Here is a 17,676-nt window from a genome sequence, read left to right as displayed (position 1 = left end):
GTTCAATTTTTAATGAAAAAAAACTTCTTAATCACCGCTGCCTTAACAATGGCAATGTCTTCATTGAATGCCCAAGACATTCAACTCTCATCAGATAAAGCAGATGTAGAGAAATATATGAACACAATCACTCAAGAAGATCTTAAAAGTCACCTTTCAATCTTAGCTTCGGATGAATACGAAGGTAGAGAAACAGGAGAAAGAGGACAGAAAATGGCTGCAGATTATATTGCAAAATATTTCATGCAACAGGGATTAGTTGGTCCAGTAAAAGATGTACCTAACCCTTATTTCCAACAGTTTGATTTATATCAACAAAAATATTCTCATTTTTATTTAAAAACGAATGGATACACTTTAAATCTTTTCGAAGATATTTTCCCATATGGTAAATTCTCTATCGAAGAAAACGCTGAAGTGGTTTTTGTAGGGTATGGTGAAATTACTGACGAAATTGACGATTATAAAGGCCTTGATGTTAAAGATAAAGGTGTAATCTTTTTCGAGAAAACACCAGAGGAATATGGTGCTTCAAATAAAATGAACGGTCTTAGAAGAAAAGCTAAATTAGCAGCTGAGCAAGGTGCTGCATTTGCTATTATTCTTCCTAACTCTGACGAAGATTTTAACACACAAATTCAACGTTACGGTAGCTACATTAAAAAAGGTAGCTTATCATTTAAAAAACCATCAGAAAACGATAATTCAAAAAGTTTCGGTTTAATGCTTGGTAAACCGTCTTCTTTCTATGAGGCATTTCAAATAGATACAAAAAAGTTAAATAAGACAATTGCTAAAGCCTTAAAGTCAGGTAAATCAGCAGCAACTGGTCGTGTGTTTAATGTATCTTTAGATGCTAAATATCAATCTAGAGTAATGCCTACAGAAAATGTGTTAGGCTTTATGGAAGGAACAGATTTAAAAGATGAAATATTAGTAGTAACATCACATTATGATCACGTTGGTATAATTGATGGGAAAATTCATAATGGTGCAGACGATGACGGATCGGGAACTACTGGATTAATTGAGATCGTAGATGCATTTGTTCAGGCAAAAAAAGATGGTAAAGGACCAAGGCGTTCTATATTATTTATGACAGTAACAGGTGAAGAGAAGGGACTTTTAGGTTCTGAATATTATTCTGAACATCCCGTGTTTCCATTAGAAAATACAATCACAGATTTAAATATCGATATGATTGGTAGGGGAGATGATGCTCATAAAGATCAAAAAGACTTTGTGTATGTAATTGGTTCTGATATGTTATCGAGTGATCTTGATAAGATTAGTAAAAAGGTGGCTAAAACATATCTTCCTGATTTCACTTTAGATTACAAGTACAATGCTAAAGACGATCCGAACAGATATTATTATCGTTCAGATCATTATAACTTTGCAAAGCATGGTATCCCTGTAATTTTCTATTTTAATGGAACACATGAGGATTACCACCAACCTACAGATACAGTAGATAAAATTACTTTTGGACCTATGGCAAAAAGAGCTCAGCTAGTTTTTGCAACAGCATGGGAGTTGGCTAACAGAGATCAAAGACCTGTTGTTGACCAAGAACCAAACGATCAGTAATTGATATCTTAAAAGGCCAACGAAGTAAATTCGTTGGCCTTTTTTTATTGTCCCATTTTTGTGATATAATCTTCTAAACTATCATCACTTTCTAATTCTAATCTTTTTCTTAACCTCTTTCTGGCTACTTTTACACTGTTTGATGAGATACCCATAATTGAAGCTATATCTTTACTCGACATGTTCAATTTGATCAAATAACACATTCTAATATTCCCTTCTGTAAGGGTAGGGTGAGTTTTAGTTAGGGTTTCAATAAAAGGTTTATGTACTTCTGCAAAAAGAGAGTTTAAAACTTTCCAATCTTTTTCAAGGTCATCAACTTCTTTAATTTCCCTTCGAATACTATTAATTTTTGATGGAGAAAACTCTTCTGGAGATTTCTGAATAGATTCTAATTTTTTGTCAATATGATCTATTAAAGTATTCAGATGCACCAGTCGTAATGCATGTGTGGTCAGTTCTTTCTCACGCATTGCTAACGCCTCTTTTATTAATTCAGCCTTTTGATTATTCATTTCAAGAATATCCATTTCTTTGGCCAATAATGCCTGAGATCTTTCTTTCACCATTTGATCAAGCATCTCTTTCTGCTTTTTCAAATTCCTTACGTAGATATAATAAATACCCACCAACCCGAGGGCAATTAACAGAGCAATAGATAGTTTAAAATAAAGTGTTTCCCAGTAATTAGATTGTAATAAAACTTCAATTTTTGTCAGCTCACCCCAATTTTGTCCTTTGTATCTACATTGTACTTCAAACCAGTAATTACCATACAGTAAATTAGAATAGATAACTGTTTTAGTAGATTTACTTTTATGCCAATGTTCTTCAAAACCTTTTAAACGGTACCTGTATTCAATATTGTGATGGTAATTATAGTCGAGTCCAACAAAACCTAAACTAAATGTTCTATGGTGAGGTGCTAATTCTAAAGACTCTTGATTGGATATATCTATTGTATTAGCATTCTGAAACTCATTATAAAGCGTTAAAGAAGTAACCTTAACATTCGGGTTTTCCTGTAAAAAATGCATTGCTTTAATCCCATTAAATACATTTAACCCTTCTGTACCTCCAAAAGCAAGATTACCATTGTTCAATAAGAAAGAAGCACCAACATTAAATTGTTTACCTTGTAAACCATCTTCAGCACTAAAACACCTAATTGTATTTTCTAGAGAGTTGAAAGCAACTAATCCTCTATTTGTCGATAACCATAAAATACCATCAAGATCATTTTCAATTGAGTAAATAACTTGATTAGGTAATTGTTGGTTAATAGTTGCTGGTGAAAAAGTATCCGTTTGACGGTCTAATTTCCATAATCCATTTCCAAAAGTACCTATCCATAAATTAAAATTATTATCCTCACAAATAGAGATTATAGCATTGTTCGTATTTAAGCTGTCGTTCTTTGTTTGGTTTAGGTAGAGCTGTTCAAAGTTGTCATGGATCTTGTTGTATTTATTTAATCCGTTAAAAGAACCAATCCAAATGTCTCCTTTAATATCAAGGTAAACCTTTCTTGTGTCGTTATTAGATAAAGTATTTTTGATTGAATTATGATGCAGATAACGTGTGACTTCTTCTGTATTTTGGTTGTATTTAATAACGCCAACAGTCGTTGCTAGCCACATGTTATTATCAAGGTCAAATTGAATATCCCAAATATTGTCAGTAGATAAGGATTTGCCAAATTGATCTTTTAATGTAAACGGATGAATTTTTTGATTTTTATCGAAATAGGCTAATCCATCATGGTACTTGCCTACCCATACTTTGTCGTCATTTTTCTCAAGTGATATGACAAATTTATTAGATAGAATATTTTCTATTTTCCCATTTTTAAGATTCACTTTGTCAACACCACCTCCATCAGTACCTACAAACAATTCATTTTCTTTTACTTCTGTAATTGATGTAACTGAATTATGTGACAACCCTAAGCTGTACGTTTTTTCTTCAGTAAATAAGAAGAAAGGATCGCTTTCATTATACAATTGCAGACCATCTCCAAAAGTACCTATCCATATATTATTTTCTACACCTTTGTAAATATAGTTGATAGTTTTACCGTTACTTTTATGGTGTAGAAGTGTAAATGATTTGTATTGTTTTGCCTTCTCTAGTAGAATTATTCCGTTGCCCTCTGTGCCAATCCAAATATTTTGATTGTGATCTAGAGCAATGGTTTTAATTTTATTTTTACCAGAATATAGTTTTTGAGCTTTTAGTTGACTGTCAATTAAAAATAGACTACCATCTTTAGTACCTACAAAAAGCTGGTTCTTAATTCTTTTTAATATAAAAATGTTTTTCTTTTTAAACTGCTCTAGAGTAGGGACTGAAACTTCTGAATAGTTATTGTTTGAAAAAGTAACTAAACCTTTATCAGTAGCTAAAAAAAGGAGTTTCCTAAAAGCTGCAATACTTTGAATAGCACCTTCTGTACCTTCAATTTTTTGATATTCTATGCTGCTTTTATCTTTTACAAATAAGCCAATATGATTGATAGCAATCCATTGCTTACTATTGCACCAAGTAATCCCTTTAATATCTTCAACCGAATGTTTGTTTTGAACTTTAACCTTGGTAAAAATTTTAGTTTCAAAGTCGTAAACTTCTAAACTACCATTAGTGCCAATCCATAATTTATCTTCTACAGGATCGTTTTTTAGGCACCTGATAGAGCTAAATGATAATCCATTGATTGAATTTGATGTGAATTTCTGAAACGAATGTCCATCAAACTTATTCAAACCATCATCAGTTCCTATCCACAAAAAACCATATTTATCATACAGAATATCGTTAACGTTATTCTGAGATAACCCATTTTTAGTGGAAAAAGAAGATAATTTAATAGGCTTGAGATCTTTTGCTTTTGTCGTTAACGCAATTACATTTAGAAACAAAAATCCCAATGCAAAATTAGTTAGTAGAGTTGCTTTCATTTAATAAAATAACCTGTAGTAGATATAGTAAAATGTCGTATTTACACGTAATATGATTTATTATTGTTATTAAATCAAGTATTTCTATTGAAATTCTAAACTTACAGATCTATATGGACAAAAATAGAAGGTGAGTAGGTGAAGTTCGTTAGGTATTGATAAAACTAGAAATTTGTTTCAAGAGAGATATAACCCCTTTATGTATTCGGATGTACTAAGCCTATAACATTAACACTATTATTAGAATTTTAATTCTATTCGTATAAAAAAATGATATTGAACATTTTTCAACTCATTAGTCAATAGTAGTTTTTAAATAGAGACAATAGTAAAATAGTTTGAAAATGATAGTTATAATGTACACTTTAGCATCTTTATATGCTGAGAACAAAAGTAGAACGATATAGATTTCTATAAACTACCTAAAAAGAGTGACTTATATAGAAATGCATAATATCAATAATTTTATATCTAAATGAGTAATAAAAAAATTGAAATTCCATCAAGCGTTAAAGGGCTAATTTTTGATATGGATGGAACACTTGCTGATACTATGCCAACACATTATTTAGCATGGAAAGCAACATTTGCAAAGGTTGGGTATCATTTTTCAGAAGAAGAATTTTATTCTTTAGCGGGAATGTCAACAGAAAGGATTGTGTTGAAAATTGCTGGTGAAAACAATTTAGAATTAGATGTTCAGAAAATGTCTGATGATAAAGAACAGGAATATTTAAATTTGACAGGAGCTGTAAAGCCAATAGATTTAGTTTTTGATGTTGCTAAAGAGTACCAAGGGAAATTACCTATGGCAATAGGTACAGGAAATATAAAGTTATTAATTGATCATACTTTAGAAGCGATAGGAGCCGTTGGGATGTTTGATGCTTTAGTAGGAGCGGATGATGTGTCTGAACCTAAGCCGTCTCCAGAAACTTTTCTAAAATGTGCTGATCTTATTAAGGTTTCTCCAGAGGATTGTATTGTATTTGAAGATGGTCAACCGGGTATTGATGCAGCAATTGCCGCAGGTATGAAAGTGGTTGATGTAAGAGAATATTTATAAATTACACCTCTATATTATTGATTATTAATATGTTGAAATTACACTTATCGCAAATAAAGATTAAATAAATGTTAATTTTCTTATTTTATCTGCACATAAATAATATAGAAAAAGAGGTGTAAATTGGTCATAAACAAAGGATTATTAAAGAAACATTTATAAACTTAGTAAGGTCTTTGTTATAGACTGACAATAGTCATGTTTTAAGACGTTTCTGTTCCCTAATATTGAACTGTTTTAAAAATCATTAATAAAAAAATTACGAGACCATGAGTTTAATCGTAGACGTTCACGCAAGACAAATTCTTGATTCAAGAGGTAATCCTACAATTGAAGTTGATGTAACAACAGAAACAGGTACAGTTGGCCGTGCTGCAGTTCCTTCAGGAGCTTCAACAGGTGAGCACGAAGCTGTTGAGTTACGTGACGGTGGATCAGAATACCTTGGAAAAGGAGTTTTGAAAGCAGTTGAAAACGTTAATGAAATTATTGCAGAAGAGTTAATCGGTGCTTCAGTATTTGAACAAAATGCTATCGATAACGCTATGATCGATTTAGATGGTACGCCAAACAAATCGAAATTAGGTGCAAATGCAATTTTAGGTGTATCTCTTGCAGTTGCTCACGCAGCAGCAGCAGAACTAGGTCTTCCTTTATATAGATACGTAGGTGGTGTTTCTGCAAACACTTTACCTGTACCAATGATGAACATCATCAATGGTGGTTCTCACTCAGATGCGCCAATCGCATTCCAAGAGTTCATGATCCAACCTGTATCAGCTAAAGATTTTACAACTGCTATCCGTATGGGTGCAGAAGTATTCCATTCTTTAAAGAAAGTAATTCACGACCGTGATCTTTCTACTGCAGTAGGTGACGAAGGTGGATTTGCTCCAGCTTTCGAATCAACTGAAGATGCTTTAGATGCTGTACAATTAGCAGTTAAAAATGCAGGTTACGAGTTTGGTAAAGATATTACTATCGCTCTTGACTGTGCATCAGCTGAATTCTATGTAGACGGTAAATACGACTACACAAAATTCAAAGATATGAAAGGTGGTGTAAAAACTTCACAAGAGCAAGCTGAGTATTTAGCTGAATTATGTGAGAAATACCCTATCACATCTATCGAAGACGGTATGGATGAAAACGACTGGGATGGTTGGAAAGTTCTTACTGAATTAGTAGGTGATAAAGTTCAGTTAGTAGGTGACGATTTATTTGTTACTAACGTTGAGCGTTTAGATCAAGGTATCAAAAATGATATTGCGAACTCTATCCTTATCAAAGTAAACCAAATTGGTTCTTTAACTGAAACAATTGCTGCAGTTGAAATGGCACACAGAGCTGGTTATACTTCAGTAATGTCTCACCGTTCAGGTGAAACAGAAGATAACACTATTGCTGATTTAGCAGTAGCATTGAACTGTGGTCAAATCAAAACTGGTTCAGCTTCTCGTTCTGACCGTATGGCTAAGTATAACCAATTACTTCGTATCGAAGAGAAATTAGGTTCTACTGCTAAGTACTTAGGTCTTGACGCATTCAAGCAAAAATTCAACTTCTAATTAGAAGTTAGAAAAATATTCTGAGTCATCAGGTGGGGCATTCCTTTTTAGGAATGCCCTTTTTTTGTGTGTAAAGGCTGTTTTTAACCCTTATTTAAAATTAGTTTAAATAAATTAACTTATTATTTGTAATTAATCTTAATAAACAATAAGTTTGTCGAAGTATAAAAGCAACAAACATATTTTTTATTATTATGACAATTTCTTCGTCTCTTAAAAAGACATTTATCGCATCTTCTCTAATTGCAACTTCTTTGTTTTCTTGTTCAGAAGTTGAAGATGCTATTAACGACGTAATTACTCCTGATGTTCCAACAACATACACTTTCGAGCACGTAAACTACTCTGGTCAAACAGCTCGTATCCAAATGTTAGATTCTTTAGAAAGATATATCAAATCAGGTAATGATGGCGTTACAAAACTTGAAATTGATGATATGGTTGATATATATACAAATAAATCTGAAGGATTATTTGGATCATCTAAAGATTTGAAAAGTAAAACTTATGGTGATGAGGATTTACATGTTGATGTAAAAGATGAAGTAGATGGGTACTTTACAAAAGCATATTTACATTCTGGCAAAGAAGAGTTTATTATTGGAGGTAGATTATTTGATTCTAACGGTCATGAACCAGCACAAATGGTTGCTAAAGGTTTAATGGGTGCTACTTTATATTATCAATCTGTTTCAAACTATCTTACTAATGAAAAATTAGATGGTGCTGATAACGAAACTGTAGAAGAAGGAGACGGAACTGCAATGGAGCATTACTGGGACGAAGGTTTCGGTTACTTTGGTGCTGCGGAAGATTATGCAACAAATGAAGATGCTAAAAATTGGTATTGGGCAAAATATGCAAAATCAAGAGCTGGTGTATATGATGTATCTGGAGATATTTTCAATGCATTTATTGCAGGTCGTGTAGCGATTGCAGCTAAAGATTATGACGAAAGAAACAAACAAAGAGATATTATTGTAGCTAAATGGGAAGAGTTAGTAGCTATTAATGTTATTCATTACTTAAATTCATTAGAAACAGATACTGAATTAGGTGATCAAATGCACCACTGGTCTGAAGCTCTTGCTTTTGCATGGTGTTTACAATATAATGCTTCTAAAGTAATTTCAACTGAAGATTTAAATACTGTAATAGATCTATTAGGGGATAGTGTTGATGATGTATCTTCAGAAGATATTGCTTCAATCAAAACTTCTTTACAGACAACATACGGTTTTTCTACCGAAGTAGTGAATAACCTTTAATATTTACTATTTTTGCAGAATATTAATAAATCACGATAGTACAACACTATCGTGATTTATCTATATAATCCCTAATTTCAATATTTGATAAATGAAAAAGATCAACCTAATAGTATTTATAGCTTTTCTAGCAACATTCTTTTCTTGCGAAACAGATTCTAATGTAAGTGTAAATTTCTCACAAGAAGAAATGCTAAGTAATTATGCAAACAATTTAATTGTGCCAGCATTCGAAACTTATAAAGCATCAACAAATTCGCTTAAAGAAAAAATAGCAGCATTTACAGCTTCTCCTAGCGAAGAAACATTGAATGCAACCCAAGAAGCATTAAAAGTTAGCTATACAGCTTGGTCAAAAGTAAATGCGTATCAATTTGGTCCTGCAATGGGAGCGTCTTTATTATCTAATTCAAATACATTTCCTACAAAATATACTGATATTGAAAGTAATATCGTAGCAAATAATTGGAATCTAACAAGCATTACTGCTAACAATAAAAAAGGATTGCCAGCAATAGATTATTTGTTATCTAACCAAGAGAGTGCAGCAATTGTAACTGCTTTTTCTGACGAAAATAGAAAAAGGTATTTAACCGAATGTGTAGCTGATTTAGACAATAGAGCAAATTCTGTATATGAATTATGGGTAAATGGCTATGCTGCAGAATTTAGTGCCAATACAGGGAATGATCCAAGTAGTGCATTATCATTTATAGTAAATGAATATAACAAAGCATACGAAAGATGTAAAAACCAGAGGGTAGGTTATCCATTAGCAAAGTTCAGTAGCGATTTAACTCCTCAAGTTTCTCCAATGTCTGTAGAATCGTATTATAACCAGGCGTCTTTATCTTTATTAGTTTCAAATATTGAAAGTTTAGAAAATATATTTAAAGGTAAAGGGGAGAATGATGGTGAAGGTCTAGCAGATTATTTAGATGCTTATTATGAGTCAGGTGCTTCTGAAAAAGATTTAACTGCAGAGATTTTAAATCAATTTGATGTGATAAAATCTAAGCTTGATGCATGTAATGATCCCTTTTCTGACCATATCTCAAATAATGACCAAGTGGTAAACGATTTATATGATGAATTGACTAAATTAGTAGTACTGATCAAATCAGATATGTCTTCTGTTTTATCAGTTAAAATTACTTATCAAGATTCAGACGGTGATTAACCATGAAAATTAAGGACTACATAAACAAACAAGTCTCTATTGCTCCATTAGTTGTATTTAGAATAATATTCGGTATAATGATGGCCAGTAGTGCAATAAGATTTTGGGCAAACGGTTGGATTGACACTCAATTTATTCAACCGACCCATTTTTTTCATTATTATGGTTTCTCTTGGGTAACTCCTTTAGATAGCACTGGAATGTATGTCGTTTTCTCAGTTATGATACTGAGTGCATTGGCAATAGCATTTGGTGCTTTTTATCGTTTCTCAGCATTAGTTTATTTTTTAACTTTTACTTATGTTGAATTATTAGATGTAACCAATTATCTAAATCATTATTATTTTGTAAGCTTAATGGCTTTCATAATGATTTTCTTGCCAGCACATCGTCGTTTTTCTTATGATGTTTACAGAAATCCAGAAACTTTTAGATCAACAGTTTCAGCTTGGACAATAGATGCAATAAAGTTACAATTAAGCATTGTGTATTTTTATGCAGGAATTGCAAAATTAAATACAGATTGGCTCTTTAATGCTCAGCCATTACGTTTATGGTTAGCATCTAGAACGGATTTATTTTTAATAGGACCACTTTTAAAATATACATGGGTAGCGTTTGTTTTTAGTTGGGTAGGGTGTGTTTACGATTTGGTAATACCGTTCTTCTTAGTAAATAAAAAAACAAGAATCTACGCCTATATTGCAGTGGTTGTTTTCCATGTAGTAACGTCAATATTATTCCCTATCGGGATGTTCCCATATATAATGATTTTAAGTACATTAATATTCTTTTCTTCTGATTTTCATGAGAAAATTATTATTGCTTTAGGTCGATTCTTTAGCTCCGAAAATTTAGCTATTGAAGTGAAAAGAGGGAGAATAAATTCTATTCCACAGCAATTGATTCGTTTGGGTTTTGCTCTGTTCTTTATTTTTCAATTGATATTCCCTTTTAGATATGCTTTTTACAAGGACAATTTATTTTGGACTGAACAAGGCTTTAGATTTTCTTGGAGAGTAATGTTAATTGAAAAATCAGGTAGTGCAACTTTTTATGTAGTCAATCCAGATACAAATAGAAAAATTGAAATAAATAACAGTGATTATCTCACTCCTTTACAAGAGAAAATGATGGCAACACAGCCTGATTTAATCTTACAATATGCTCAAATAATAAAAGAAGCATTTGAGAAAAAAGGATTTGAAAATCCAGCAGTTTATGTTGATGCTTATGTAACCTTAAATGGTAGAAGTAGTCAACAATATATCGATCCTTCAGTTGATCTTACAAAATTAAAAGATACATTCGCTTCTAAAAATTGGATACTCCCGTTTAAAGGGTAATCAAACTTATGAAATCAACTATACTAACAAATCTACTTCTATTCATCTTTACTTTTAGCACTTATGCTCAACAAGTTGAAATTACTGGAAAGGTAATTCAGTATGATACGCAAAAGGGTATTTCTGGTGCTGATGTTTATATTAAAGGAACGTCAACTAAAGTAAAAACAAATAAGGATGGTGTTTATTCTATTAAAGGTTTAACTGTAGGTAAAACCTATGCTTTAGGTGTTTTTAAACATGGACTTACACCTATGGAGAAAGATATTTCACCTAAAAAAGGCGAAAATACTTTAAACTTTACATTAAGAGTAATAGAAAAAGTTTTAGAAGAAGTAGCTGTTATAGAAACTGATGAAACAAATGAGATTACACGTTTAGAGGCTATAGAAGGAACTTCAATTTATGAAGGAAAGAAAAGTGAGGTAATTCAGATTGATAATCTTACAGCTAATTTGGCTACCAATAATTCTCGTCAGGTATACAATAGAGTACCTGGTTTAAATATTTGGGAAAGCGATGGGGCAGGTATTCAATTGGGTATTGGCGGTAGAGGATTAAGTCCAGATAGAACATCAAATTTCAATACACGCCAAAACGGGTATGATATTGCTGCAGATGCACTTGGATATCCAGAAAGCTATTATACACCACCTTTGGAAGCAGTAGATGAAGTGCAGATTGTAAGAGGAGCAGCTTCTTTACAATATGGAACTCAGTTTGGAGGATTATTAAACTTTAAAATGAAGAAAGGTAATCCAACCAAACCTTTTGAGCTTGTTTCTAGACAAACTGGAGGTTCTTTTGGTTTATTTAATTCATTTAATAGTATTGGAGGGCAAAAAGGAGATGTCAATTATTATGCACTCTACCAATATAAAAGAGGAGATGGATGGCGACCAAATTCTGGTTTTAACGTAAATACTTTTTTTACAGCAATTAATTACGATGTTTCAGATAAATTTAAAATAGGTGTGGAGTTTACTCACATGAATTACCTTGCACAGCAGCCTGGTGGTTTAACAGATGATGAATTTTATTCTGACCCAAGAGCATCTTATACGGATCAGAATTGGTTTAAAGTAAATTGGAATGTTGCTTCTGTAAAGTTAGAATATAAAATATCTCCAAGTGCAAAAATCGAGATGCGTAATTTTGGTCTTTTAGCATCAAGAGATGCATTAGGTCTTAACCTAAATAAACAAGATCCATACAATGAACCTCGTTTATTAGTGGCTGATGAGTTTAGGAATTACGGTACAGAAATCCGTTACTTAAAACATTACGAGATAAAAGGAAAACCTTCAGCATTTGTATTAGGTACGCGTTTGTATCATGGTAATGATGATAAAAAACAAGGAGATGCTTCTGATGGTAACGATGCAGATTTTACATTTTCACATCCAGATAGCCTTCTTTCTGATCATAATTTTACAATTCAGAATTATGCATTTTTTGCAGAAAATATCTTCCAAGTAACTGATAAATTTAGTATTACTCCTGGTGTTCGTTTCGAATTAATTGGCACTAAAGGTGAAGGGTATTATCAAAAAGTTTTTTATGAAGTGGGAGATGATGGTTTGATTGAAGAAATTACACGTGCAGAACCTGATACAATTGTCAATAATAGATCAATTTTAATTGCAGGTGTGGGTTTTAGTTATAAAGTAAAACCTGATTTAGAAGTGTATGCAAATATCTCTCAAAATTATAGAGCAATTACATATTCAGATCTTCGTTCACTCAATTCAAATGTACGTATAGATCCTGATATGAAAGATGAAAGGGGCTATTCTGCTGATTTAGGAATGAGAGGGAAACTTAAATTTTTAAATTATGATATTAGTGCTTTTTACCTTCGTTACAATGATAAAATAGGTTTAGCAAATCCAGCAAACCCAATACGTACTAATATTGCAGATGCATATACTGTTGGTGTAGAATCATATGCTGAATTAAATTTTATGCATTTTATCAACCCATTATCTAATTATCATTTTAATCTTTTTGGAAATGTTTCCTTTATCCAAGGTAAATATATTTCAGACGATAAAGTTTACGATGGTAATGATGTAGAACTTGTGCCACCTTTTAATATCAAAACAGGTATTAATGCTGGGTATAAAGCATTTAATGTATCATTACAGTATACGCATGTAGATAAACAATATACTGATGCTGCTAATACAGAAGTACCTCTTTCAGATGCTGTTTATGGACCAATCCCTTTATATTATGTGATGGATTTATCTATGAAATACCAATACAACTGGTTGGGAATTGAAACTGGAATCAACAATTTAACGGATAATATGTACTTTACCCGAAGAGCTACAGGTTATCCTGGTCCGGGTATTATTCCTTCTGATGGGAGAAATTATTATTTCACATTTCAGTTTAAGATCTAGTTAATTGTTTTCTGAATTATTGATTTTGTTTTAAAAATAGGTCAAAACATTCCATATTAAGCAATAAAATTTGCTAGGAACATGTTATGTTTGTGATTAATTTGTATAATTGAGTAATGAAAACTTGTTCATTCACTTTATTTGTGCGTACAGAAATTACAAAAAAACAGAATAATGGCGAAGAGTATAGACGAAACTAAACTACAACGAATAAAAGAAGCAACTATAGAAATGGTTGTGAGTAAAGGATATGGAGGAGCGTCTGTTTCGTCGATTGCTAAAAAAGCACAGGTTGCAGATGGCTATTTATACAGACATTATCCAAGCAAAGCAGCTTTAGTGCAAGCACTTTATTCAGCCAACATAGAGTATTACAGAAATATTATATTCAAAAACATGGAAGAGAAAGAATCACTTGAAGAGGTGATCTATCATTTCTGTGTAGAAATATTTAATCTAGCAAATGATAATCCTTCAAGAGCAAAGTTCATTAATATGCTAATGAATGATTATACTTTCTTAATGTCTAAAGAAATGACATTAAAAATACCTGAGTCGTTAAAAGCTATGGTAGAAAGAGGACATAAATCTGGCGAAGTGGGAAGTGAAATTAATGTAGAAATGTTCACAGCAGTTTTTCCTGCAATTCCTATTCAGTATGCTTCTTCAAGAGCAACATCTGTATTTAGTTCTGAAAGATTAACCGAAGAAGATGCAAGAATTGTAACTAAATTATGTATTAAAGCATTAGCTTAAAGTATACATTTTTTATTAAATAAAAGAAAAGCAACCATATTGGTTGCTTTTTTTATGCATTAGAATATAATAATTTAAAGAACATCTCATCCACAATCGGTAGTTATTTGTAATAATTTTAGATTACGTGTATTTATTTAAACTTTCTTTTAACTTTGGATTAAGAATAGATTGTTTACAGTCTGTTAGAAGTCTATGTTTAAACATAGTTTGGACTAGACTTTGCTATCATATAGAAAATGTCGTGTAAAAGGGGTAGTAGCCTTTTACATTTATATTACTGAAGGTTAGAGGGAACTGGTTCTACTAGGTTCCTCTTTTTTTATGTCCAGCATTTATTTTTCCGAAGAGATTATTATATCATTTATCAAAATGATTAAATTACATTCCAATTCATTTTTTTGACATTTACATTTCCCCTTATAATGTTTAAACAGATTTTTTTAATAGTACTGATCTTTTCACTTTTACCAACAATCACTTCAGCTCAATCTATAAAAGATGTAAAATCTAAATTCAGTGAGTATATACTTCATGCAAAGCTGGGTGAGTTTAAGTATCAGCCAGATTCTACTGCTAAGTTAGACACGGTAGCAATTAATAAGAAAACAAAAAAAGTATATTTATTTTTAGGGAAACAATGGGAGTATAAACCTGTTAGGAGAGAAGATGTTGAAGATGTTTATACTCAGACAAGAAAATTTTTAGGGAATAAATATGCAAAGTATGATTTTGTGTTTTTTGTTGGCAAAACCGATGATAAGAATCAAAAGAAAGTTGCGAAGAAAAATAAATGGCCACAGACCCCAAAGTGTGAACTTGCAGATCTAGTTCCTAATATATATAGGTACAAACATCATCTTGATCAAAAAAGAAATACAGTTCAGAAGTACAAAGGTGTTCCTCATATACAGAAGTTAAGTAAAGAAAAAGCACCATCAAAAGGGTTATATAATAATCATTTAGCAATATGGAATAGTCATGGATGGTATTATGAAAAATCATTAGATAGATGGGAATGGCAAAGAGCAAGGCTATTTCAAACAGTAGAAGATTTATTACCTACAGCCTTTGTATTACCATATTTAGTTCCAATGCTAGAAAATGCTGGAGCGAATGTCTACTTACCAAGGGAAAGAGATACACAATCTCAAATGTTGATTGTTGATAATGATGGTGACAGAATTGGTTACACAGAAAAAGAAGGTGTATTTGCTGGTGGTAAAGGTTTTAACTTTAGAGAAGCTTATTCAGACGAAAACCCATTTGCTATAGGAACTTATCGAAAAGTGAAGTCAACAAAAAAAGATAATATTGTATTTGAATGGAAGACTGAAGGAAAAATTAAAGGAGAATTTAGTGTTTATATTTCTTATGCAACATTACCTATTGGAGTAGATGACGCCCGCTATGTAGTGAAACACCAAAAGCAACAAACAACGTACCTCGTCAATCAAAAAATAGGTGGTGGTACGTGGGTTTATTTAGGTACTTTTAAATTTGATGGAAGTCCTAATGAAGGAGTCTTCCTTTCATCAAAATCAAAGCATAGAGAGAAAATTATTACTGCAGATGCAGTTCGATTTGGTGGAGGTACCGGGAACATTAAGAGAGGGGGAGCCACAAGTGGCAGACCAAGATTTATGGAAGGGTCTCGATATCACTTGCAATATGCAGGGGCACCTTTAGAAGTATATACCCCAAAAAATGAAGGGAATGACTATAAAGATGATTACCAATCTAGAGGTGAATGGGTAAACTGGCTTACAGGAGCTCCTTTTGCAATAAACCCTGATGTAGAAAATAATGGTTTAAATGTACCAATTGACCTGGCTCTTGCATTACATACAGATTCTGGAGTTTCTGATTCTGATACCACAAAAGGTACTTTATTGATTTATAGTACTACTGATATGAAGAAAAATATAACTTTCCCAAACGGACAGTCAAGGTATACCAATAGAGATCTCGCAGATATTATTCAAACTCAAATTGTAACAGATTTAAGAGTGTTACATGATTCAATATGGAATAGAAGAGAACTTTGGGATCGTAGATATAGTGAAGCAGTATATCCTAATGTACCCACAGTTTTGGTAGAGTTACTTTCTCATCAAAATTTTAAAGATATGAGGTTTGCTTTAGATCCTCAGTTTAGATTTGATGTGAGTAGGGCGATTTATAAAGGCATTGTAAAATATTTATCGTACCAAGAAAATAGATCTTTTGTAATTCAGCCTCTTAAACCAAAAGAGTTTGCTATTACTTTAAAAAACCAGAAGGCTTTTTTACAATGGAAAGGTCAATTAGATTCTTTAGAATCCACGGCTGTACCAAGTTATTATAAGTTATATACCAATAGAGATAATCAAGGTTGGGATGCTGGGAAAATAGTTTATGGAAATAATTTGGAGATGGACATAGAGAAGTCTCATTTTTATAGATTTAAAATTGCCGCTGTAAACGATGGGGGAGAAAGTTTTACAACTGAAGAATTAAGTATTGCTGATTTTGGAAATAAACCAGTGCTTATAGTAAATGGTTTTGATAGAATTGGTGCTCCCTCTGTAATTAATACTCCTTCTTATAAAGGTTTTACAACATCTGATGATGGTATTGCAGATGGCGTTGATATTTCATTTACTGGAAATCAATACGATTACAACCCTAACTCTGAATGGTTAGATGACGATGCTCCTGGGCATGGTGCTAGTTATGCAGATGCAGAAACAATATTAATTAGAGGGAATACCCACGATTTTACACGTGTACATGGCGAGGCTTTTTATTACTTAAAACAATCTTTTGTATCGGTCAGTATAGAAGCAATCGAGAAGGGTTTGATTAATTTAGAAGACTACGAGATAGTTGATGTTTTGTTTGGTGAACAAAAATCTACAGAAACCGTGCAAGAAGGCAAAGGGAAAGTGTATTCTTGTTTTAGTAATTCTTTCAAAGAAAAGCTCGCTACATTTTTATCTAAACCGTCTTCAAAGTTATTTATTTCTGGTGCATATATTGGTACCGATTTATTTGAAAAACCCAATGGATTAAGAAAAGGGCGTAAACACAAAGATGTACTTTATGCTAAAAAGAAATTACACTTTATAGGAAGAACCAATTATGCTGATAAACTAGGTACAGTGTTTAGTGTAAATCCTAATTTTAAAAGCTTAAACAAACTCTTTTATGCTAACACTATAGATACAAAATTGTATAGAGTTGAAGCCCCAGATGCTTTAGATCCTGCTGATAAGTCAACAAAAGTGATCGGAAGATATACTGGAAATAATAAAAGTATTGGTATTGCTTATTCAAATGATGAAAATAGAATTGTAGCTCTTGGTTTTCCTTTTGAGACCATTACTAGTGAGCAAAAGAGAATCGAATTTATGGAAGAAGTTATCAAATTTTTCAAATAAAAGTAACTGATTGATTTTGAGAGATTAAATGTAATTGTAGTATTTTTATTTAAATAAATGTGAATATTAATTCATTTATCCCTTAAATTGTCATAAACATGTTAAGATAAAC

The 17,676-nt window shown here is 32.1% G+C and carries 10 protein-coding genes; 9 read left to right on the top strand and 1 reads right to left on the bottom strand.

What is annotated here, in order from left to right:
• The first annotated feature begins 12 nt into the window (after nucleotides 1-12).
• Complete coding sequence (locus KM029_RS04140; protein WP_144075515.1) at nucleotides 13-1,590, top strand: M28 family peptidase; 1,578 nt, start codon at nucleotides 13-15, stop codon at nucleotides 1,588-1,590.
• 44 nt (nucleotides 1,591-1,634) lie between these two features.
• On the opposite strand, the gene KM029_RS04135 is transcribed toward KM029_RS04140, so the two are convergent.
• A complete protein-coding gene (locus KM029_RS04135) occupies nucleotides 1,635-4,550 on the bottom strand; it encodes a two-component regulator propeller domain-containing protein (RefSeq protein ID WP_144075514.1) in 2,916 nt (971 codons plus the stop codon).
• 475 nt (nucleotides 4,551-5,025) lie between these two features.
• On the opposite strand from KM029_RS04135, the gene KM029_RS04130 reads away from it, so the two are divergent.
• From KM029_RS04130 to KM029_RS04095, 8 genes are all read left to right on the top strand, one after another.
• Nucleotides 5,026-5,616, top strand: a complete 591-nt coding sequence (locus KM029_RS04130; RefSeq protein WP_144075513.1) for an HAD family hydrolase — start codon at nucleotides 5,026-5,028, stop codon at nucleotides 5,614-5,616.
• Nucleotides 5,617-5,885: 269 nt separating this feature from the next.
• Nucleotides 5,886-7,184: a phosphopyruvate hydratase gene (eno, locus tag KM029_RS04125; RefSeq protein WP_144075512.1), complete on the top strand. Its 1,299-nt coding sequence runs from the start codon at nucleotides 5,886-5,888 to the stop codon at nucleotides 7,182-7,184.
• A 194-nt stretch (nucleotides 7,185-7,378) separates the two neighbouring features.
• Nucleotides 7,379-8,452 carry a DUF4856 domain-containing protein gene (locus KM029_RS04120; RefSeq protein ID WP_144075511.1) on the top strand — a complete coding sequence of 358 codons (1,074 nt, stop codon included), beginning with the start codon at nucleotides 7,379-7,381 and terminating at the stop codon, nucleotides 8,450-8,452.
• Between the two features lie 91 nt (nucleotides 8,453-8,543).
• Entirely contained in the window at nucleotides 8,544-9,632 is a 1,089-nt protein-coding gene (locus tag KM029_RS04115) for an imelysin family protein (protein ID WP_144075510.1), read from the top strand.
• 2 nt (nucleotides 9,633-9,634) lie between these two features.
• Complete coding sequence (locus tag KM029_RS04110) at nucleotides 9,635-10,978, top strand: HTTM domain-containing protein (protein ID WP_144075509.1); 1,344 nt, start codon at nucleotides 9,635-9,637, stop codon at nucleotides 10,976-10,978.
• A gap of 8 nt (nucleotides 10,979-10,986) precedes the next feature.
• A complete protein-coding gene (locus tag KM029_RS04105) occupies nucleotides 10,987-13,386 on the top strand; it encodes a TonB-dependent receptor domain-containing protein (protein ID WP_144075508.1) in 2,400 nt (799 codons plus the stop codon).
• A 174-nt stretch (nucleotides 13,387-13,560) separates the two neighbouring features.
• On the top strand, nucleotides 13,561-14,142 hold the full coding sequence (locus tag KM029_RS04100; protein WP_144075507.1) for a TetR/AcrR family transcriptional regulator: 582 nt from the start codon (nucleotides 13,561-13,563) through the stop codon (nucleotides 14,140-14,142).
• A 425-nt stretch (nucleotides 14,143-14,567) separates the two neighbouring features.
• A complete protein-coding gene (locus KM029_RS04095; RefSeq protein ID WP_144075506.1) occupies nucleotides 14,568-17,564 on the top strand; it encodes a golvesin C-terminal-like domain-containing protein in 2,997 nt (998 codons plus the stop codon).
• Nucleotides 17,565-17,676 lie beyond the last annotated feature (112 nt).

Origin of the sequence: Flammeovirga kamogawensis (genome assembly GCF_018736065.1) — a bacterium.
In the GTDB taxonomy this organism is placed as follows: domain Bacteria; phylum Bacteroidota; class Bacteroidia; order Cytophagales; family Flammeovirgaceae; genus Flammeovirga; species Flammeovirga kamogawensis.
Note: the sequence above shows the minus strand (reverse complement) of the source record. Positions and strands in the feature narration are given on the sequence as shown.